Annotated in this window: 18 protein-coding genes; 14 read left to right on the plus strand and 4 right to left on the minus strand. The window is 66.0% G+C overall.

The window, feature by feature from the left end:
• Positions 1–3 precede the first annotated feature (3 nt).
• The 4 genes from ACQ4WR_RS25925 to ACQ4WR_RS25940 form a co-directional block, all read right to left on the minus strand.
• Complete coding sequence (locus ACQ4WR_RS25925; RefSeq protein WP_436490804.1) at positions 4–1,530, minus strand: tetratricopeptide repeat protein; 1,527 nt, start codon at positions 1,528–1,530, stop codon at positions 4–6.
• The gene (locus ACQ4WR_RS25930) at positions 1,527–3,518 is read right to left on the minus strand and encodes a type II secretion system protein GspD (protein WP_436490806.1); all 1,992 of its coding nucleotides are present in this window, start codon (positions 3,516–3,518) and stop codon (positions 1,527–1,529) included. The genes ACQ4WR_RS25925 and ACQ4WR_RS25930 overlap by 4 nt, the downstream gene beginning before the upstream one ends.
• A gap of 122 nt (positions 3,519–3,640) precedes the next feature.
• On the minus strand, positions 3,641–5,446 hold the full coding sequence (locus ACQ4WR_RS25935) for an ExeA family protein (RefSeq protein ID WP_436490808.1): 1,806 nt from the start codon (positions 5,444–5,446) through the stop codon (positions 3,641–3,643).
• Positions 5,443–6,240 (minus strand): ABC transporter ATP-binding protein, encoded by a 798-nt coding sequence (locus ACQ4WR_RS25940; protein WP_258003200.1) that lies wholly within the window; start codon positions 6,238–6,240, stop codon positions 5,443–5,445. Before ACQ4WR_RS25940 ends, ACQ4WR_RS25935 begins: the two co-directional genes overlap by 4 nt.
• A gap of 136 nt (positions 6,241–6,376) precedes the next feature.
• Between ACQ4WR_RS25940 and ACQ4WR_RS25945 the strand changes: the two genes are divergently transcribed.
• The 14 genes from ACQ4WR_RS25945 (at position 6,377) to ACQ4WR_RS26010 (ending at position 18,620) form a co-directional block, all read left to right on the plus strand.
• Positions 6,377–8,080: a GspE/PulE family protein gene (locus ACQ4WR_RS25945; RefSeq protein ID WP_102299057.1), complete on the plus strand. Its 1,704-nt coding sequence runs from the start codon at positions 6,377–6,379 to the stop codon at positions 8,078–8,080.
• A gap of 1 nt (position 8,081) precedes the next feature.
• On the plus strand, positions 8,082–9,317 hold the full coding sequence (locus tag ACQ4WR_RS25950) for a type II secretion system F family protein (RefSeq protein WP_436490810.1): 1,236 nt from the start codon (positions 8,082–8,084) through the stop codon (positions 9,315–9,317).
• A complete protein-coding gene (locus tag ACQ4WR_RS25955; RefSeq protein ID WP_436490812.1) occupies positions 9,317–9,823 on the plus strand; it encodes a type II secretion system protein in 507 nt (168 codons plus the stop codon). The genes ACQ4WR_RS25950 and ACQ4WR_RS25955 overlap by 1 nt, the downstream gene beginning before the upstream one ends.
• A 73-nt stretch (positions 9,824–9,896) precedes the next feature.
• Positions 9,897–10,394, plus strand: a complete 498-nt coding sequence (locus ACQ4WR_RS25960) for a type II secretion system protein (protein ID WP_102299053.1) — start codon at positions 9,897–9,899, stop codon at positions 10,392–10,394.
• Between the two features lie 129 nt (positions 10,395–10,523).
• Positions 10,524–11,111, plus strand: a complete 588-nt coding sequence (locus tag ACQ4WR_RS25965) for a pilus assembly FimT family protein (protein ID WP_436490815.1) — start codon at positions 10,524–10,526, stop codon at positions 11,109–11,111.
• Complete coding sequence (locus tag ACQ4WR_RS25970) at positions 11,101–11,664, plus strand: type IV pilus modification PilV family protein (protein WP_436490816.1); 564 nt, start codon at positions 11,101–11,103, stop codon at positions 11,662–11,664. Before ACQ4WR_RS25965 ends, ACQ4WR_RS25970 begins: the two co-directional genes overlap by 11 nt.
• Entirely contained in the window at positions 11,661–12,557 is an 897-nt protein-coding gene (locus ACQ4WR_RS25975; RefSeq protein ID WP_436490818.1) for a prepilin-type N-terminal cleavage/methylation domain-containing protein, read from the plus strand. The genes ACQ4WR_RS25970 and ACQ4WR_RS25975 overlap by 4 nt, the downstream gene beginning before the upstream one ends.
• Complete coding sequence (locus ACQ4WR_RS25980) at positions 12,554–13,015, plus strand: pilus assembly PilX family protein (RefSeq protein ID WP_258003199.1); 462 nt, start codon at positions 12,554–12,556, stop codon at positions 13,013–13,015. Before ACQ4WR_RS25975 ends, ACQ4WR_RS25980 begins: the two co-directional genes overlap by 4 nt.
• A gap of 128 nt (positions 13,016–13,143) precedes the next feature.
• On the plus strand, positions 13,144–14,115 hold the full coding sequence (locus tag ACQ4WR_RS25985) for an agglutinin biogenesis protein MshI (RefSeq protein ID WP_436490820.1): 972 nt from the start codon (positions 13,144–13,146) through the stop codon (positions 14,113–14,115).
• Complete coding sequence (locus ACQ4WR_RS25990; RefSeq protein ID WP_102299047.1) at positions 14,112–14,777, plus strand: PilN domain-containing protein; 666 nt, start codon at positions 14,112–14,114, stop codon at positions 14,775–14,777. Before ACQ4WR_RS25985 ends, ACQ4WR_RS25990 begins: the two co-directional genes overlap by 4 nt.
• Positions 14,777–15,508 carry a type II secretion system protein M gene (locus ACQ4WR_RS25995; protein WP_436490823.1) on the plus strand — a complete coding sequence of 244 codons (732 nt, stop codon included), beginning with the start codon at positions 14,777–14,779 and terminating at the stop codon, positions 15,506–15,508. The genes ACQ4WR_RS25990 and ACQ4WR_RS25995 overlap by 1 nt, the downstream gene beginning before the upstream one ends.
• On the plus strand, positions 15,493–15,894 hold the full coding sequence (locus tag ACQ4WR_RS26000) for an MSHA biogenesis protein MshK (protein ID WP_436490825.1): 402 nt from the start codon (positions 15,493–15,495) through the stop codon (positions 15,892–15,894). Before ACQ4WR_RS25995 ends, ACQ4WR_RS26000 begins: the two co-directional genes overlap by 16 nt.
• An 11-nt stretch (positions 15,895–15,905) precedes the next feature.
• Complete coding sequence (mshL, locus tag ACQ4WR_RS26005) at positions 15,906–17,705, plus strand: pilus (MSHA type) biogenesis protein MshL (RefSeq protein WP_258003219.1); 1,800 nt, start codon at positions 15,906–15,908, stop codon at positions 17,703–17,705.
• Positions 17,706–18,620, plus strand: coding sequence for an ExeA family protein (locus ACQ4WR_RS26010; RefSeq protein WP_436490826.1), 915 nt, complete (start codon positions 17,706–17,708; stop codon positions 18,618–18,620).
• Positions 18,621–18,627: the final 7 nt, after the last annotated feature.

Consider the following 18,627-nt stretch of genomic DNA (forward strand, 5'->3'; position numbering starts at 1 on the left):
TGCTTATTCCTGACGGGTAATGATGATGGGCGCAGGCGGCGCTGCCGCGGCGGATGGGGCCGTGCCCGGTGCGCCTGCCGCGCCCGCCGCAGGCGCCGCGCTGCCCAGCTCGCGCAGGCGCGCCTGCACGGCGCCCTGGTCGAAGGCGGCCGGCGCCGTGCGCGCCAGGGCAAGCGCCTGCTGGTAATAGGTGGCGGCCAGCCTGGGCTGGTTCAGCCGGTCCAGGCCGACGGCCAGGTTGAAGGCATAGTCCGGATTGCCGGGCACGGCGCTGTAGGCGCGGAAGAATTGCTGCTGTGCTTCGGGCCAGCGGCGCTGCTTGGCGTACAGGTTTCCCAGGGCAAACAGCACGGGGCCGCTGTCGGGCGAGCGGGCCAGGATGGCTTTCAACTTTGCTTCGCTTTGCACCATGTCGCCCTGGCGCAAGCCGATCAAACCGGCCAGTGCCTCGCCATCGTCGGGATTGATTTCGAGCAAGCGCACATACAGGGACGCGGCTTGCGCGCCCTGGTTTTCGCGCAGGGCTACGGCCGCCAGACCCAGCAGGGCATCGCGGTTGGTGGGCTCCTGCTGCAGCACGGTTTCGTATTGCTGGCGCGCCGTGCCCAGCTGGCCGCCGTTCAGGGCCTGGTAGGCTTGCTGCACGCCGGGATGGATTTGCGGCGCGGCCACGCTGCGCTGCACCTGGATCTGGCTATTGTCTGGAGCCATCACGGGGGGCAGGCTGGGCGGGGGCGGCTGTGTCATCTGTGCCATTTGCGCCATCTGCGACGCCACGGCGGCGCGGGCGGCCGCTTCGATCATGGCCTGCTGCTCCGCCGCGCCCGGCTGCTGGCGCGGCGCATGGGCCAGGTCTTGCGGCAATTCCTGCGGCAGCGATTGCGGCGCTGGCGCTGGCGCCGTGGTGCCGGGCGCGGCCAGCACCACGATGGGGCCGGCGCTGCTGGCCGTGCCCGGCGCATCCGTCAGCGGCATGGGCACGCCGGGCAGGTTGGCGCCCGCGCCGGGGCTGGTGCTGGCGCGCCAGTACCACCAGGCCATGCTGCCGGCCACGACCAGCAAAATGGCCAGCAGCACGGCCATGCGCACGGTGGCAGGGTCGACACTGATGGGGCCGCGTGGCGGCGTCTTGCTGCGGCTGGCGCCGGCCGCAGCGCGTGGCCGGGCGGGCGGCGCTTCGCTGCGCGTGCGCGGCGGCTCGGGGCGCGTATGGGGGCCGCTTGCCGGTCCTGTTGCCGCTTCCGGGCCTGGCGCGGCTGCGGACGGCGGGGCGGCCGCTTCGGCGGGCGGTACAGGCCTGGCGGCCGGTGGCGACGATGGTGTGTCGCCCAGCGGTTCCAGGCTCAGGGTGCTCAGCGTCGCCGATGGCGGCGGCACGGCGGCGGGTGCCGGGCGCAGGGGTACGGCATCGGCCGGCGCCAGTTCCAGCACCTGGTCATACGCTTCGGACGGCTTTTCCAGCTCCTCGTCCGGCAGGCTGTTCTGTTTGGCGCGCTCTGCCTTCTTGAGCGCCTGCATGAGCAAGCTCATGGGAAGTCTCCCTGCAGGCGCGCCTGCGGCTGTGGGGCGGCGGCCGGCGCGCCCTCCGTGTAGGGCTGGCTGTTCAGTGGCGCCTGGCCCGGCAGCAAATAGCGGTAGTCGCGGTAGTCGCCGTCGATGCTGGCATCCTTGACCACCACCGGTCGCATGAAGATCACCAGTTCCGTCTTGCTGTTGGCCTCGTTACGATAGGTAAACAAGTTGCCGACCAGCGGCAGGCTGGACAGGCCAGGCACGCCATCCTTGGCATTGTCGATGGAGTCCTGCATCAGGCCGCCCATGACGGCGATCTGGCCGCTGCCCACCTTCATGATCGATTCCAGTTCGCGCGCCTGGATCACGGGCACGCGGCTGATCACGCTGGCCGTGGCCAGGGCCGGGTTCGGGTCCTGCACATAGCCGACGATGCGCGTGATGGTGGGGCGCACGTTCAGCGTCACTTCATCGCTGTCGGAAATTTGCGGCGTGACGCTCATGACGAAGCCGACGGGCACGGTTTCCAGCTTCGATTCATAGGTGGCCGGCGTGGTGATGGTGCCCGTCGAGCTGATCACGGCGGGCGTGACCTTGATGGTAAAGAAGACATTGTTGTCGACCACCTTCAGCATCGCCGTCTGATTGTTCAGCACGCTGATTTTCGGGCTGGACAGCACTTTCACCTTGCCGAACGATTCCAGCAGCTGGATGGTGGTGCTGAAGCTGTCTTTCAGGTAATTGAGCACGAAGATGCCGGGGGTGGTGCCGGGCGTCACGCCCGAAGGCAGCGGTGTCGTGCCCACTTGCTGCTGCCGCAGCTGCAGGCTGCCCGTCAGGCGCGACCAGTTGATGCCTTGCTGGTACTCGTTGCTCAGGCGCACTTCGATGATGGTGGCTTCGATCAGCACCTGCCGCTTGGCGCTATGCAGCACCACGTCGAGGAATTCGGCGATTTTTTCATGCTGGCGGCCCGTGGCCCGTACGGCGATCAGGCCGCCCTCGACGTTGACCACCACCGACGACGGGCTGCCCTTGTTGGCCAGCTTTAACAGCGGCAAGCCGTTGGCATCGACGGGCTGGGACGGCGCGGCGTTCGCATTGCCTTGCTGCTGGCCCGGCGCATACTGGCCGCCGCCCTGCATCGGTGCCTGCGCGCCATAGGGCGTGGCGCCATATTGCCCGGCGCCGCCCTGGCCTGGCCCGTTGAGGCCCTGGTTCTGGGCCTGTCCGGGCTGGCCCGCCTGGCCCTGTTGTCCAGCCTGGCCCTGTTGCTGGCCTTGCTGGCTGTTCAGTTGCTGGTTCAGCTGGGCCAGCGGGTCCACCTGCACATCGTTGAGCGTGGTTTCGCGCAGCAGGTCGCGGATATTCTTTTCCAGGCTATACCAGAAGTTATTTTCCGAACGATTCACCACCAGGGTCGTCGAATTGTTGTTGCCGCCGCTGCCGTTGCCTTGCGTGCCGCCGACCGGATTGCTGGCGCTGTTAGTGCCGCCACCGGCCGTGGAAATTTGCGTCGCGATATTCACGCTGCTGTTGGTGCTGCGCGCCATGTTGACGTAATCGACCTTGTAATTGCGCCACACGGGCGCGTCCGGCAGCACGACCAGGTTCTTGCCATCGATTTCATAGCGCATATCGACTTGCTTGCTGATACGCGTCAGCAGTTGCGGCAAGGTCTGGTTCAGCGCGTTGAGGGTCACGCTGCCCTCGATTTGCGGATGGATATCGACATTCATGCCGGCATCGCGGGCCAGCGCGAACAGCAGTGATTGCACGGGCACTTTATGCACGGTGACGCTGTAAGTTTCCAGTTTGGGTGCGGGCAGTGGCGCGGCCAGCGCGACGCTTTGCTGCACGGTATCGGGAATGGCGCCAGCCGGACGCGGCGCTTCATTCAGGTGACCAGGCGACACGGGCATCTGGTGCGAGGCGCAGCCGGCCAGCATGGCGCCGCAGGCGAGGGTGAGGCAAGAGGCCAGCACAGGAATAGGGTGTTGGTTCATGAAAAGTTCGCCCTTGAAGTCGTGTTGTGCTTTTGCAATTTTAACCACCATGATCCTCTAAAAGCAATCGTGTGGGGAGGCCCCGGGAGGAATATGCGGAAATAAAGTTGGTGCCTGCCACGTCATGGTTTCGCGGCTGCACCGCGCTTAATTTCCATACGGATATTATCTATGTCGAGAAGTAATATATTCCTCGGCGACGATCCAGCCAGGCGCGCCCAGACAGCCTGCGCACTGGCGCGGTCGGCGTAGCTGCCGTAGACAAAATCCAGACGCGCCGCACGCGCTGGCGCCGCCGAATTTGCCGCCGCGCCGGGGGTGCCAGACGCGCTGGCCGGCAGATGAAAAACGTGCAGGTCGCGCAGGCCGATCGCCTGCTGCGCCTGGCGCAGGAATGCTTCGGCGCTGGCCGTCTCGGTGGCGGGCAGGCTGGCGATCCGCAGCACGAGCCGCCCCGGCGCCTGTGCCGCCAGCCACGTGCGCGACGCGGCCAGGCTGCTGTCGAGCAGCGGCGTGGCGGCCGCTGCCGGCTGGCGCTGTGCTGCAGCGGCGTTCGCGCTGGCAGGTCCCTTTTCTGTGCCCGTGCCGACGCTCGTGCCCACTCCTGTTCCCATGCGCGTGCCAGTACCCGTGGCCGCGCCGGTGTGCGTTGCCGCGCTTGCCGGTACTGGCGCGCCGGACCGGCCTGCCGTCGTCGCCATGCTGATTTCCATGGCGGGCGCGGCCACGGCTTGCGGCGCGTCAATGGCACTGGCTTCGCTGGCGCCGGCGCCAGCTGCACCGCGTGCTGCACCAGCACCATCTCGGGCTGCGCCGGCAGGGCTGCTGACGGCCGGCGGCGGGACAGTCCCGCTTGTTTCGCCTGTCCCGCTGACTGCGCTGGCGCGGCGTGTTCCACTCGTGGCGCTTGAACCCGCTGCACCGCTTGCAGCGCCTGTGCCGCCCGCACCTGCCGCCCATCCTGGCGCCAGCCATTGCCACAGCAGGGCGGCGGCCAGCACCAGCATCAGTGCGCTCAGGGTGGCCGCCAGCAGCCGGCCCGCATGCCATGGCGCGGGCTGGAAGGGGCTGTCGGCGATGGCCAGCCGCATGTGGCGTCCCTGCACTTGCTGCGCATCGTCCGCAAAGGCGGCCAGCAAGGCCTTGTCGGCCAGAATGTTAATCCTGCGCACGATGCCTTGCGAGGCGTGCGCCAGCTGGCGCAGCGCGGCCGGCGTGAACATGAGCGGCGCCGCGCGTCCCGCCGCCGCCAGCCGGCATGCGAGGTAATCGTTCAGCAAGGCGGGCGGCAGGCGCGGCACGGTAAAACTGTGGGTGATGCGTTCCTTGAGCTGGCGCAGCTGCGGCAAATCCAGGGTGCGGTCCAGTTCCGGCTGGCCGAACAGCACGATTTGCAGCAGCTTGTGGCTGGCCGTTTCCAGGTTCGTCAGCAGCCGCACGGCTTCCAGGGTGGCCACCGGCATGGCTTGCGCTTCTTCGGCCAGCAGCACCACCTGGCGTCCGGCCGCATGCCTGGCGATGAGTTCGGCATGCAGGGCGCGCAGCACTTCATCGGCGCGGCGTCCGTCCAGCTCCAGGCCCAGTTCGGCGGCGATGGCGTACAGCACTTCGTCCGGCTCCAGGCAGGGATTGAGCAGGTACAGCACCTCGACGTGCGCCGGCAGCCGCTCGGCCAGCATGCGGCACAGCATGGTCTTGCCGCTGCCCACTTCGCCCGTCAGCTTGACGATGCCTTCGCCTTGCGTGACGGCGTACAGCAGCGCGTCGAGCAGGGCGCCGCGCGTATTGCCCTCATAAAAAAAGGCGGGATCCGGGGTGATGCCGAACGGCGCCGTGCGCAACTGGAAATGGCGCAGATACATGCCGTGCGGCGATGGCGCGTAAGCGCTGCCCGGTGGCGTGCCCGGCGCCTGCGTCCCGGCGCTCATGTGCCGATGCAATTCAAAAAGGCCTGCTCAAGGCTGGCGTCCGGCGCGCCGCCGTGGCGGGCGCGGCATTCAGCGGGCGTGCCGGTAAACAGCATGCGGCCCTGGTGCAAAATGGCCATGCGGTCGCACAGCTCGTCCACGTCGGCCAGCGCGTGCGAGGTAAAAAAGGCGCCCCGGCCCTGCGCCTGCAGTTGCCGCAGCGCCTGCTTGAAGAGGGCACGCGCCTTCGGGTCGAGTCCGCTCATCGGTTCATCGAGCAGCAGCTGCGGCTTGCCCGACAGCAGGCAGGCGGCCAATCCCAGTTTTTGCATCATGCCCTTGGAGTACGTGTGCGCGGGGCGCAGCAGCGCCTGCGGCGCCAGGTCCAGCGCCGCCAGGGCTTGCTCCACTGGCGCTTGCGCATGGCGCACGTCGTGCAAGCTGAGCTGGTAGCGCAGGAAATCGCCGCCCGTCAGGTAGTGCGGCGCCTGGAAGCGCTCGGGCAGGAAAGCCAGGGGCTGGCGCGCAGCGCTGTGCCGGTGCGGCTGGCCAAAGATGGCGATGCTGCCCTGTTCCGGCGTGCAAAAATCGAGCAGGCATTTGAGCAGTGTCGTCTTGCCCGCGCCGTTCACGCCGACCAGGCCGAACAGTTCGCCCGCGCGCACCTGCAGGTCGACGCCGCGCAGCACGGCGGCGCCGGCCAGCTGTTTGTGCACGTTGTGGAACTCGATGGCGCAGGCGTTCATAAGGGCGGGAAGGGCGGTGAAAAACGGTGAACGGCCATCATTATTGTCATGCGTGACGGCGCCCGGCAAGTGTTTCCTTGTAGAGTGCTGAAATGCACAAAAATCAAGCGGCGGAATGTATTTTCTTTAAGAAACAACAGGTTCTGGAATAAAATACCTGCGCGCCCCCATGGGGCATGTCTGTCGAATCTGTCGAGGAGCAAGCATGGCAAGGCCAGAGAAAGTCCGGCTCGGTGAAATTTTGGTGCAGCAGAAGTTGCTGACGGAAGAACAGTTGGGCCAGGCCTTGACGGAGCAGAAGCGTTCCGGACGCAAGCTGGGACGGGTGTTTGTCGAGCACGGGTTCGTCACGGAAGAACAGATCTCCGGCGCGCTGGCGCGCCAGCTGGACATTCCCTACATCAATCTGAAGTTTTTCAATATCAATCCCGAGCTGGTGCGGCTGCTGCCGGAAACCCAGGCGCGGCGCTTCCGCGCGCTGGTGCTGGAAGACCGCCGCGAGGGCTTACTGGTCGGCATGTCCGACCCGACCGACCTGTTTGCCTACGACGAGATTTCGCGCCTGGTCAAGCGGCAGATCGAACTGGCCGTGGTCAACGAAACGGAAGTGCTGGCCGCCATCGACCGCATCTACCGCCGCACGGAAGATATTTCCACCCTGACGCGCGAGCTGGAGCAGGACCTGGGCGACGTCTCCGTCGACTTCGGCGCGCTGGCCGTCAATCCGGGCCTGGAAGAGGCGCCCATCGTCAAGCTGCTGCAATCCGTGTTCGAGGATGCCACGCAGGTGCGCGCCTCCGACATCCACATCGAGCCGCAGGAAGGCCGGCTGCAGATCCGCTTCCGCATCGACGGCGTGCTGCATCTGCAGACGGAAGCGGACAGCAAGATCGCCAGTTCGCTGGCGCTGCGTTTAAAACTGATGTCGGATCTGGATATTTCCGAGAAGCGCCTGCCGCAGGATGGCCGCTTCGCCATCCGCGTGAAAAACCAGCGCATCGACGTGCGTATCTCGACCATGCCGACGCAGTATGGCGAATCGGTGGTGATGCGTCTGCTGAACCAGGGCGGCACCACCCTGCGCCTGGACGCCATCGGCATGCCGCCCAAGCTGGTGGAGCAGTTCCGCGCCATCGTGCACCGCCCCAACGGCCTGGTGCTGGTGACGGGGCCGACCGGCAGCGGCAAGACGACAACCCTGTACTGCGCGCTGGCCGAACTGAATTCGGTGGAAAAAAAGCTCATCACGGTGGAAGACCCCGTCGAGTACCGCCTGTCCGGCATCAACCAGGTGCAAGTCAATGACAAGATCGAGCTGAACTTCGCCCGCGTGCTGCGCTCGGCCCTGCGCCAGGATCCGGACATCGTGCTGGTGGGCGAGATGCGCGACCAGGAAACGGCGCAGATCGGCTTGCGCGCCGCCATGACCGGTCACCTGGTGCTGTCGACCCTGCACACCAACGACGCCATCAGCACGCCGCTGCGCCTGATGGACATGGGCGTGCCGCGCTACATGGTGGGCAGTTCGCTGCAAGCCGTTCTGGCGCAGCGCCTGGTGCGCGTGATCTGCGAAAGCTGCAGCACGCCGTATGTGCCCACGCCAAACGAATACGAATGGCTGCGCCTGGAACTGGGCGAACTGGTCGAGCGCAACCAGTATTTCCATGGCAAGGGCTGTTCGCATTGCAATGGCATGGGCTACCGGGGCCGCACGGGCGTCTACGAATTGCTGGAAATCACGCGCGCCGTGGCGGACGCCGCCAACCATGCCGATCCGTCCCACTTCATGAAGGTGGCGTCGGCGCAGATGGCGGGCGAAACCTTGCGCCGGCATGCGGTGCAGCTGGTGGTGCAAGGCCGCACGACGGTCACGGAAGCCATGCGCATCAGCAACCAGAGCGAGGATTGAGGTGCCGTTCTTTGCTTACAAGGCACGCAACGCCAACGGCGAACTGCTGACCGGCGTGATGGAAGGGGCCGACAGCGGCGCCGTGGCCGACCAGCTGATGGCCGGCGGCATCACGCCCGTCGACATCAGCGCCACCAGGCAGACGGTGACGGGCGCCGGCGCCAGCCAGTTGAACTGGTGGGACAAGCTGACGGAGAAAAAAGTCACGCCCATGGACGTGCAGTTGTTCAGCCGCCAGCTGTACACCCTGCTGAAAGCGGGCGTGCCCATCATGCGCGGCCTGGCCGGCTTGCAGGAGTCCGCCATCAGCCCCGCTTTCGGCCGCATCATCAAGGATGTGCGCGAGTCGCTCGACGCGGGGCGCGAACTGTCGGCTGCCATGGCGCGCCACCCCACGGTATTCACGCCCTTCTATCTGTCGATGGTGCGCGTGGGGGAAATGACGGGGCGCCTGGACGAAGTGTTTTTGCGCCTGTTCGACCACCTGGAATTTGACCGCGACATGCGCGCGCGCGTGAAATCGGCCACGCGCTATCCGTCGTTCGTGATGGTGGCCATGATCGCCGCCATGGTCGTCGTCAACATGTTCGTCATCCCGCAATTCGAGAAAGTGTTTGCCAGCTTCCACGCGGAACTGCCGCTGATGACGCGCATCCTGATCGGCACGTCGCGCTTCACCATCGATTACTGGCCCGTCCTGCTGCTGCTGGCGGCGGGCGCCTTTTTCGGCTGGCGCGCCTGGCTGGGCACGAAAGCGGGACAGTACAGATGGGATCGCGCCAAGCTGCGCCTGCCGATCGCCGGCAAGATCATCCTGAAGGGCACCATGGCCCGCTTCGCGCGCAGCTTCGCCCTGTCGAGCACCAGCGGCGTGCCCATCGTGCAGGCGCTGACGGTGGTGTCGCAAACGGTCGACAATACCTACCTGAGTTCGCGCGTGGAGCAGATGCGCGACGGCGTCGAGCGCGGCGAGAGCATCTTGCGCACCTCGGTGGCGGCCAACGTGTTTACGCCCGTGGTGCTGCAGATGATCGCCGTGGGCGAGGAATCGGGCTCGCTCGACGACTTGATGGACGAGATCGCGGCCATGTACGAGCGCGAAGTCGATTACGAGCTGAAAACCCTGTCGGCGCAGATCGAGCCGATACTCATCGTCTTCCTTGGCGCCCTCGTGCTGGTGCTGGCGCTGGGCATCTTCCTGCCGATCTGGGACCTGGGCAAGGCGGCCCTGCACTGATGGGCGTCCGGGCCCGCCAGCGCGGCTTCACCCTGTTCGAGCTGGCCGTGGTGGCCGCCGTGTTCGCCATCCTGGTGACGGTGTTTCTCAGCCGCGTGAGCGACTACCAGCAGAAGGCGCAGCAGGTGGCCATGGCGCAGACGCTGGGCGCGCTGCGCACCAGCCTGCGCGTGCAGGCCCTGCAGCTGTACCTGGCGGGCCGGCGCACGCAGCTGCCTGCGCTGGCGCGGCAAAATCCCTTCGACTGGCTGGAGGAAAAACCCGCCAACTATCTGGGCGAGTTTGACGCTCCGGCGCTGGACAGACTGCCGGCGGGAAATTGGCTATACGACAGAAAAGAGCAGAAAGTCATCTATTTGTTAAGTAGTGGCAATATTTTTTCCCGTTCGAGTGTTGGTTCAGTGAAATTTAAGGTAACCTTGCCTGGTGCAGACGCCGATGTTGAAAAGCTCGCCCAGGAACCCGATATCGTGGTGTGGAAAACGCCGGACTCGACAGCAAATTGAATGCCATTGAGTGCGCGCAGCGAAAGTTTCATGTATTGGTTTCATGTTTTTATATTGATTTTGGAGAGCTGGTATGAATAAATCCTTACGTAATCTGAAGAGCGGCGCGCAGGGCGGTTTTACCCTGATCGAGCTGGTGGTGGTGATTGTCATCCTGGGCATTCTGGCGGCAACGGCTATTCCCCGCTTTACGAATCTGGCGGCTGATGCGCGCTTCGCGAAGATGCAGGCCGCCGCCGGCGCCTTACGCGCCGCCTCGGCCATGTACCACGCTCAATGGCTGGTCAACAGCAACAATGCCGCCACGCCCGACGTGACGATGGAAGGCTTGGCGATCACTGGCGCGAACGGCTACCCGACCGCCGATGCCGCCGGCATCGTTGCTGCCGCCGGCGGCCTGGCTGACTACCAGGTAGCCGTTGCTGCCGGTAACGTGACGATCACGCCGGATCCGGGCCATGTCGGTACCCAGTGCAACGTGGTGTACACCCCGGCGGTTGCCGCCCCGGCTGGTACCGCGGTGACGCCGCCAACGGTGGTCATCAACGCCACCCAGGCTAACTGCGGCTAAGCGCGCAGCGCCTCTTGCCCTGGGGGCAGGGCCTGGCCCTGTCCCGTCACCAGCACCACCGCACCAGCACCAGCCCAACCCCAGGCTCCGGCCAGTTGGGCTTTTTTACGGGTAGTCCATTTGTCTTCCATGCCAGTCACACGCCTGTCCGCTCCCCGCCGCGCCGCCTTGCCGTCGCGGCGGCGCGGCGCGCGCGGCTTCACGCTGATCGAACTGGTGACGGTACTGGTGCTGGCCGGCGTGATGGCGGCCTTCGCGGGCGCGCGCTTTTTTCAGCGCGAGACGTTCGATGCGCGCAGTTTCAGCGACCAGGCGGCCAGCATGCTGCGCTATGCGCAAAAGCTGGCCGTGGCGCAGAACCGCCCCGTCTTCGTGCGCCTCGATGCCGGCGGCCTGGCCGTGTGTTTCGATGCGCTCTGCAGCCCCGCCAGCCGGGTGGTCGCGCCAGGTGGACGCAACAGTGGCAGTCGCGAGACGCGCCAGTATTGCAATGGCCAGGATGCCTGGCTGTGCGAAGGCGTTCCCGCCAGCGTGGCGCTGGGCACCAATCCTGCCAGTACGGCGGGCTTTTATTTTGACGCGCTGGGCCAGCCGTATGCGCTGGCCAATGCCTTCCCGGCGCCGTCCACCTTCCCGGCCCGCCTGCGCCTGGGCATCCAGGGCACGGACATGCTGCGCACCATCACGGTGGAAGGGGTGACCGGCTATGTCTATTAATCTGTGGCGGCACCGGCGCCAGCGCGGCGTGACCCTGGTGGAAGTGGTGCTGTTCATCGTCATCGTCGGCGTGGCCTCCGTCGGCATCATGGAAGTGATGCGCCTGACGACGCAGCACAGCGCCGATCCGCAGCTGCGCAAGCAGGCGCTGGCCATCGCCGAAGGCATGCTGGAAGAGATCCAGCTGGCGCGCTTTACCTTTTGCGATCCGCTGGACCCGGCCGCCGAAACGGCCGCCAGTCCGGCCGCCTGCACCATCCCGGAAGGACCGGGCCAGGAGGCGGGCGGCGTGCCGCGCCCGTTCGACAACGTCAACGATTACGTGGCCGCCTATGGCACGCCCGTTGCCTATGCGACCGATGCGCAAGGCAATGCCTGGGCCGCCGGCGCTGGCCAGCAATACATTGCCCGGGTGACGATCACCCAGGAGGCGCTGAACGGCTTGCCCGCCACGGAAAGCCTGCGCATCCGCGTCAGCGTGGCGTATGCCCCCGGCGAGGATATCGTGCTCGACGGCTACCGCGTGCGCTACGCGCCCAACAGCATCCCATGAAAAATTTTATTCACACGCAGCGCCGCCAGCGCGGCTTTACCCTGATGGAGATGGTCATCGTCATCGTCATCACGGGCATCATCGGCGGCATGGTGGCCGTCTTCATCCGCGTGCCCGTGCAAGGCTATGTGGATACGACGGCGCGCGCCACCCTGGCCGATGCGGCCGATACGGCGGCGCGGCGCCTTGCGCGCGACGTGCGCCTGGCCTTGCCCAACAGCGTGCGCGTGACGGGCGGCGGCCTGTTCCTGGAACTGCTGCTGACCAAGACGGGCGGGCGCTATCTGGGCGAAAACGACCCGCCGGGCCTGGGCAACGTACTGGGCTTCACGCCGGGCCAGGTCTATCCGTCCAGCTTTACCATCGTTGGCGCCGCGCCCGCCGATACGTTGGGCACGCGCCAGGCGATCAGCGTGGGCGACCAGATCGTCGTGTATAACCTGGGCCAGGCGTATGCGCCGAACAATGCCTACACCTGCAGCGCCGCCACCGGCTGCAACCGCGCGCCCGTGACGGGTGTGGCCGGCACTGTCGTCTCGCTGGGCAGCTACCCGTTCGCCACGGCGCCGGCGCCGCTGCCTTCGCCGTCGAACCGCTTCCAGGTGGTGACGACGCCCGTCACGTATGCCTGCAATCTGACGACAGGCACTTTGACCCGCTACGAACGCTACGCGATCGGCCCGAACCAGCCGGCCGCCGAGACTGGCGCGCCGCTGGCCGGCGCCACGGCGGCGCTGCTGGCGCGCCAGGTGGCGCGCTGCGTCTTCAGCTACAACGCCCTGGCCAACGTGCAGCGCGGGCTGGTGAATATCGACCTGAGCCTGGGCGTGCCGAACACCAGTGCCGGCGTCGTGCGCCTGGTGCAGCAGGTGCAAGTGAGGAATACGCCATGATGCAATCGACCCCGCTGCGCCGCGCGCAGCGTATGCGCGGTTTCAGCCTCGTCACGGCGATTTTTCTGCTGGTGGTGCTGGCCGGACTGGCCGTCGCCATGGTCAGCATCAGCACCGTCCAGCACACGCAGTCGGCCATGGACGTACAGGGCGTGCGCGCCGAGCAGGCCGCGCGCGCCGGGCTCGAATGGGGCTTGCGCCAGCAGGTGGCGGCGGGCCTGGCGGCCGGCGCCCCATGCATCGGGGCCTCCGCGTTCGCCTTGCCGGCGGGCACGACACTGTCGCCATTTACCGTCAGCGTGCAATGCACGCTGGCCACCGGCCCCGGCACCTTGTCCAGCTGGACCATCACCGCCACGGCCTGCAACCAGCCGGCCGCAGCCATGCCGCGCTGCCCGAATCCCGGCAATAACCCCGATTATGTCCAGCGCCGGCTGCAAGCCGTGTTGTCGCAGTGAGGTGAAGTAGAGAAAAAGATCGCTAATTTATTGTTTTTGCACAATAAAGTTGGCTTCATGAATTAAAATTGGTTTGATGCATTATCTGCGCGACAAGATCGGGCAGGCACTTACACTGGATCGTACGCATGGGTTTATTCGCAAAAGCAAAGAAGTACGATGGCTGGCTGGCCACGGCGTTTGGCCGTGACGGCATCAGCGCCGTCGTGGTCGAACGTCCCGCCGGCGGCATGCCGCGCGTGCTGGGCGCCAGCTTCCAGGCCGCCACGCGGCCCGCGCCGGCCGAGGCGCTGGAAAAACTGGGCAAGGAATTGCAGGCCGCATCGCGCCACTGCACCACCGTGCTGGCGGGCGGCGAGTACCAGCTGCTGTCGCTGGAAGCGCCCGCCGTGCCGCGCGAGGAACTCAAAACGGCCGTCGGCTGGCGCCTGAAGGATATGCTGGACTTTCCCCTGGCCGACGCCACCATCGATGTCTTCGACATTCCCGGCGACCCCAACGGCACCCAGCGCGGCAGCAGCGTGTTTGCCGTGGCTGCGCGCAACAGTGCCGTGTCCGCGCGCCAGGCGCTGTACACGGAATGCAAGATCGGCCTGTCCGTGATCGACATACCGGAGATGGCGCAGCGCAATATCGCCACCTTGCTGGAAACCCCGGGGCGCGGCATTGCCGTGCTGTCCTTCGATGGCGATGGCGGCTTGCTGACCATGAGCTTCAATGGCGAGCTGTACCAGGCGCGCCGCATTGACGTCACGCTGGTGCAGCTGCAGTCGGCAGACGCCAGCCAGTACCATGACCGCGTCACCCTGGAACTGCAGCGCACCTTCGACCATTTCGAGCGCCAGTTCCATTTCATTTCGCTGGCGCGCCTGATGCTGATGACGGGCGGCGGCGATGGCTTGCACGCTTATCTGGCCGACAATCTGTACATGCCGGTGGAACAGCTGGACCTGGCCACGGTGCTCGATCTGAGCCAGGTGGCGGCCTTGCGCGAAGGCGCCATGCAGGTGCGCTACTTCCTCGCGCTGGGCGCCGCCTTGCGCGAGCAGGGCGCAACGGACGGCCGCCAGGCGGCCAAGGCGGAAGGGAAGGGCGCATGAGCCAGCAGATCAATCTCTTCAATCCCAGGTTTGAACGAAAGAAAGAATATGTCACGGCGCGCACGGCCAGCCAGGCCCTGGGCGTGCTGGTGCTGGTGCTGCTGGCCTTGAGCATCGCGGGCCAGCGCAAGGTGGCGGCGCTGGAAGCGCGGGAAGCGGGCATGCAGGCGGCCCTGGCGCAAGGCGAAGCCAGGCGCGACAAGACCATGCGTGATTTCCCGCCGCGCAAGAAAGATCCTGCGCTGGAACAGGAAGTGGCCGCTGCCGAAGCGCAGCGCCAGTTGCTGCAGGATGCCTCGGCCGTGCTGGCCAGTGGCGAGCTGGGTAATACGCAAGGCTATGCCGGCTATTTCCGCGCGCTGTCGCAAGCCCGGGTGGAAGGCGTGTGGCTGACGGGCGTGAGCATCAGCGGCGCCGGCAATGCCATCGGTTTGCAGGGCCGCGCCTTGCAAGCGTCGCTATTGCCAGCCTACATCAAGCGGCTGGGCCAGCAGGAAGTGTTGAAGGGCAAGACTTTTTCCAGCCTCGACATCGGCCTGCCGGAGCAGCCCGCCGTGGCGGACGCCAAGGCGCCGGCGGCACCGACGGTACCCTACGTGGCGTTCAGCCTGCAGTCAGCAGCCACGCCGGCATCGGCCGCGCAAGCGGGAGGGACGCGCTGATGCTGCCATTGCTGAAAAAATGGGCCGCCGCCTTCGATGCGCTGAGCCTGCGCGAACGGGTAATGGTATTTGGCGCCAGCGTGGCCGCCGTCGTCTTCCTGTTCTATTTCATGCTGTTCACGCCGCAGTCCGCCAAGCAGGCGCGGCTTGAGGCCAGCATTGCGCAAAAGCAGACGGAATTGATTGCCGTCGACAAGGTCATCGAACTGACCATGCTGGCGCACAGCACGGACCCCGACCAGGATGCGCGGGCCCGCCTGGCATCGCTGCTGGCGGAAACGGCCAGCCTGACGGGCGCGCTGCGCCAGCAGCAGCATGGCCTGGTGGCGCCCGAACGCATGGTCGCGCTGCTGGAACAATTGCTGGGCCAGCATGCGCGCCTGCGTGTGATTTCCTTGAAAACCTTGCCAGCCACCACGGTGGGCGATGCCCAGCCGCCTGCGCCTGCCGCCGCGGCCGCGCCTGCCGCCGCGGCCGCGCCTGGCGCCAAGCCCGCCGCAGCGCCCGCATCCGCCATTCCCGCACCCAAGGCCGTGCTGCACCGGCATGGCGTGGAAGTGGTGCTGCAGGGCAGTTACGCGGACATGGTGCAATACATGCAGGCGCTGCAGGCGATGCCGACCCGCGTTTTCTGGGGCAAGGCGCAGCTGGCGGCGGAGACTTATCCTGGCGCGACCCTGACCCTGACCTTATACACCCTCAGCATGGACGACACATGGATCGCACTCTGACCACCCGCCGTTTGTCGCGCCGTTCGCTGCGCCGCTGGGCGCCGGCGCTGATGCTGGCAATGGCCTGCGCCAGCCCCGCTGCGCAGGCGCAGGCGCTGCCCGATCCGACGCGCCCGCCGGCGGCCCTGTGGGCGCCCGCCGATGCGGCGCCTGCCGCGCCGTCGCGGCCGCAGCTGCAATCGGTGCTTATCTCCAACAAGCCCGGCGGACGCCGCGTGGCCGTCATCGATGGCCAGGTGGTGCGCGTGGGCAGCAAGGTGGGCGGCGCCGTGGTGACGGAAATCCGCGACACGGCCGTGCTGCTGCGGCGCGGCAAGTCCCAGGAAACCTTCACGCTCTACCCGAGCAGCAAGCTCAATAATCAGACCGACCGCAAGCAGGAGTAGAAGAAGTGGCTATGCAACTCAATCAACACAAGGCGAGCATGTTCAAGATCAGCACGATGGCGGCCGTCATCGGCGTCAGCCTGGGCCTGGTAGGCTGCAATGTCGCGCCCGTCAAACGCGATACCTATAATGCGATCACCGACGCCGTCAAGGGCGCGGCGGCCACCACCACGCCAGCGGCCCAGCCCGATGCCGTGGAAGCGGCGCTGCTGCCGCCCGTGGCGGCCCTGGCGCAGCAATTGCCGAAGGCCCGCGCCGCGCTCGACGAGCGCTTCAACGTGGCTTTCAACAATGTGCCGGCGCGCCAGTTCTTCACCTCCATCGTGGCCGGCACGCGCTACAACATGCTGGTCCATCCCGACATCGGCGGCACGATTTCCGCCAATCTGAAGGACGTGACCCTGTTCCAGGCGCTCGACGCCGTGCGCGAACTGTATGGCTACGATTACAAGGTCGAGGGCACGCAGATCTACATCAAGCCGCTGACCATGCAGACACGGCTGTTCCACGTGAATTACCTGACGGGCGCGCGCAAGGGCAGCTCGAACCTGCGCGTGTCGTCGACGTCTGTGTCGTCGGTGGGCGCCACCAGCGCGGGCGGTACGGGAACGAATGGCAGCAGCGGCAACAACGGCGGCAACAATGGCCCGCAAACGCCGGGCGGCCTGGTGCCAGGCGAAGACAGCAGCAACCTGACGACCACCTCGAATGCGGATTTCTGGCGCGAACTGAAGCTGTCGCTGGAAGCCATCGTCGGCAGCACGGAAGGGGGGCGGCAAGTGGTGCTCAGCCCGCAATCGGGCGTGATCGTCATCCGCGCCATGCCGGAAGAACTGCGCAATGTCGACATGTATTTGAAGGCCACGCAATTGTCCGTCGACCGCCAGGTGATCCTGGAAGCGAAAATCCTCGAAGTGCAGCTCAACAGCGATTTCCAGACGGGCATCAACTGGGCCTCGTTCGCCTCCATCAAGAGCGGCCACACGAACCGCATCTCGACCGGCTTCATCCAGCCGGGCGGCACCCTGGCGCCGTTGCCGTTCAACGGCGGCCAGCCGCCCAACATGACCAATGGCAGCGGCCTGACGGCCAGCAGCGGCTTTGGCCTGAGCTCGGCGGCCACCTCGGCCGGCTCCATGTTCGGCCTGGCCTTCCAGACGGCCAACTTCGCCGCCATGATTTCTTTCCTGGAATCGCAAGGCACCGTGCACGTGCTGTCGAGCCCGCGCATCGCCACCATGAACAACCAGAAGGCCGTGCTGAAGATCGGCACGGACGAGTTTTACGTGACGGGCGTGTCGACCACCACCAACACCACGGCCAGCGGCGCGACCACCAGCCCCAACGTGACCTTGCAGCCGTTCTTTTCCGGCGTGGTGCTGGACGTGACGCCGCAGATCGATGCGGACGGCAACATCATCCTGCACGTGCACCCGTCCGTCAGCCAGGTCACCACTGTCAACAAGGAAGTCGACCTGGGCAGCGCAGGTTCGCTGAAACTGCCGCTGGCCGCCTCCAGCACGTCCGAGATGGACAGCATGGTGCGCAGCCAGGATGGCCGCATCGTCGCCATCGGCGGCCTGATGCGCCAGGCGACGACGTCGGACCGCTCGCAAGTGCCGGGCGCGGGCGATATTCCCGTGCTGGGCGCGCTGTTCCGCAATACGGGGCAGGTGATACAGAAGCGCGAACTGGTGGTGCTGATCAAGCCGACCATCGTCGATGGCGCCAACAGCTGGAACGAGGATTTGCTTGAATCGGGCAAGCGCATCGAGTCGCTCGATCCGCGCAGCCTCGGGGGGCGGCGCTAAATGTACCAGGCCCATTTCGGCTTGCGCGAGGCGCCGTTCGGCCTCACGCCCGATACCAGTTTCTTTTTCAATGGCCCGCAATCGCAAAAGGCGCTCAACACCCTGCTGGTGGCGGCGCGCAATGGCGAGGGCTTCATCAAGATCACTGGCGAAGTGGGTACCGGGAAAACCTTTTTGTGCCGCAAGTTCATGCAGTCCTTGGGGCCGGATTTCGTCACCGCCTACATCCCGAATCCGAACTTGCCGCCGCGCTCGCTTATCCTGGCGCTGGCCGAGGACCTCGATGTCTTGCTGGAAAAGGATATTGAGCAGCATCAGCTGCTGCACGCCATCAACCTGCGCCTGCTGAACCTGGCGGCGCAAGGCAAGCGCGTGCTGCTGTGCCTGGATGAGGCGCAGGCGATTCCCGTCGACAGCCTCGAAGCGCTGCGCCTGCTGACCAACCTGGAAACGGAAAAGCGCAAGCTGCTGCAGATCGTGCTGTTTGGCCAGCCGGAACTGGACGTGAAACTGGCGCTGCCGGAAATCCGCCAGTTGGCGCAGCGCATCACCTTTCACTACCACCTGGGACCCTTGTCGCGCGACGACGTGGACTTTTATGTGGCGCACCGCCTGCGCGTGGCCGGTTTCGACGGCGCGCGCCTGTTCAGCCGGGGCGGCGTGCGCAAGCTGTACCAGGCTTCCGGCGGCATTCCACGCCTGATCAACATCATGGCGCACAAGGCGCTGATGGTGGCGTATGGCGAAGGACGGCAGCAGGTCAGCGGGCGCCACGTGGCGCTGGCGGCCAGCGATACGCTGGCCAGCAAGCCGCGCTTCTGGCAAGCTCCCTGGCGGCGGCCCTGGCCATGGCTGGCCGGCGCCGGCGTGCTGGCCGCCGCCAGTGCCGTGAGCTGGACTTTACTGAACCGATGACGAATGA

The sequence above is a fragment of the Janthinobacterium amylolyticum genome (assembly GCF_051380655.1).
Taxonomy (GTDB): Bacteria; Pseudomonadota; Gammaproteobacteria; order Burkholderiales; family Burkholderiaceae_D; genus Janthinobacterium.

Excerpts from the sequence above, each read along its gene's own strand:
- ACQ4WR_RS25925 (WP_436490804.1), bottom strand. The coding sequence starts at position 1,530 with ATGAGCTTGCTCATGCAGGCGCTCAAGAAGGCAGAGCGCGCCAAACAG.
- ACQ4WR_RS25930 (WP_436490806.1), bottom strand. The coding sequence starts at position 3,518 with ATGAACCAACACCCTATTCCTGTGCTGGCCTCTTGCCTCACCCTCGCC.
- ACQ4WR_RS25935 (WP_436490808.1), bottom strand. The coding sequence starts at position 5,446 with ATGAGCGCCGGGACGCAGGCGCCGGGCACGCCACCGGGCAGCGCTTAC.
- ACQ4WR_RS25945 (WP_102299057.1), top strand. The coding sequence starts at position 6,377 with ATGGCAAGGCCAGAGAAAGTCCGGCTCGGTGAAATTTTGGTGCAGCAG.
- ACQ4WR_RS25955 (WP_436490812.1), top strand. The coding sequence starts at position 9,317 with ATGGGCGTCCGGGCCCGCCAGCGCGGCTTCACCCTGTTCGAGCTGGCC.
- ACQ4WR_RS25960 (WP_102299053.1), top strand. The coding sequence starts at position 9,897 with ATGAATAAATCCTTACGTAATCTGAAGAGCGGCGCGCAGGGCGGTTTT.
- ACQ4WR_RS25965 (WP_436490815.1), top strand. The coding sequence starts at position 10,524 with ATGCCAGTCACACGCCTGTCCGCTCCCCGCCGCGCCGCCTTGCCGTCG.
- ACQ4WR_RS25970 (WP_436490816.1), top strand. The coding sequence starts at position 11,101 with ATGTCTATTAATCTGTGGCGGCACCGGCGCCAGCGCGGCGTGACCCTG.
- ACQ4WR_RS25975 (WP_436490818.1), top strand. The coding sequence starts at position 11,661 with ATGAAAAATTTTATTCACACGCAGCGCCGCCAGCGCGGCTTTACCCTG.
- ACQ4WR_RS25980 (WP_258003199.1), top strand. The coding sequence starts at position 12,554 with ATGATGCAATCGACCCCGCTGCGCCGCGCGCAGCGTATGCGCGGTTTC.
- ACQ4WR_RS25985 (WP_436490820.1), top strand. The coding sequence starts at position 13,144 with ATGGGTTTATTCGCAAAAGCAAAGAAGTACGATGGCTGGCTGGCCACG.
- ACQ4WR_RS25990 (WP_102299047.1), top strand. The coding sequence starts at position 14,112 with ATGAGCCAGCAGATCAATCTCTTCAATCCCAGGTTTGAACGAAAGAAA.
- ACQ4WR_RS25995 (WP_436490823.1), top strand. The coding sequence starts at position 14,777 with ATGCTGCCATTGCTGAAAAAATGGGCCGCCGCCTTCGATGCGCTGAGC.
- ACQ4WR_RS26000 (WP_436490825.1), top strand. The coding sequence starts at position 15,493 with ATGGATCGCACTCTGACCACCCGCCGTTTGTCGCGCCGTTCGCTGCGC.
- mshL (WP_258003219.1), top strand. The coding sequence starts at position 15,906 with ATGCAACTCAATCAACACAAGGCGAGCATGTTCAAGATCAGCACGATG.
- ACQ4WR_RS26010 (WP_436490826.1), top strand. The coding sequence starts at position 17,706 with ATGTACCAGGCCCATTTCGGCTTGCGCGAGGCGCCGTTCGGCCTCACG.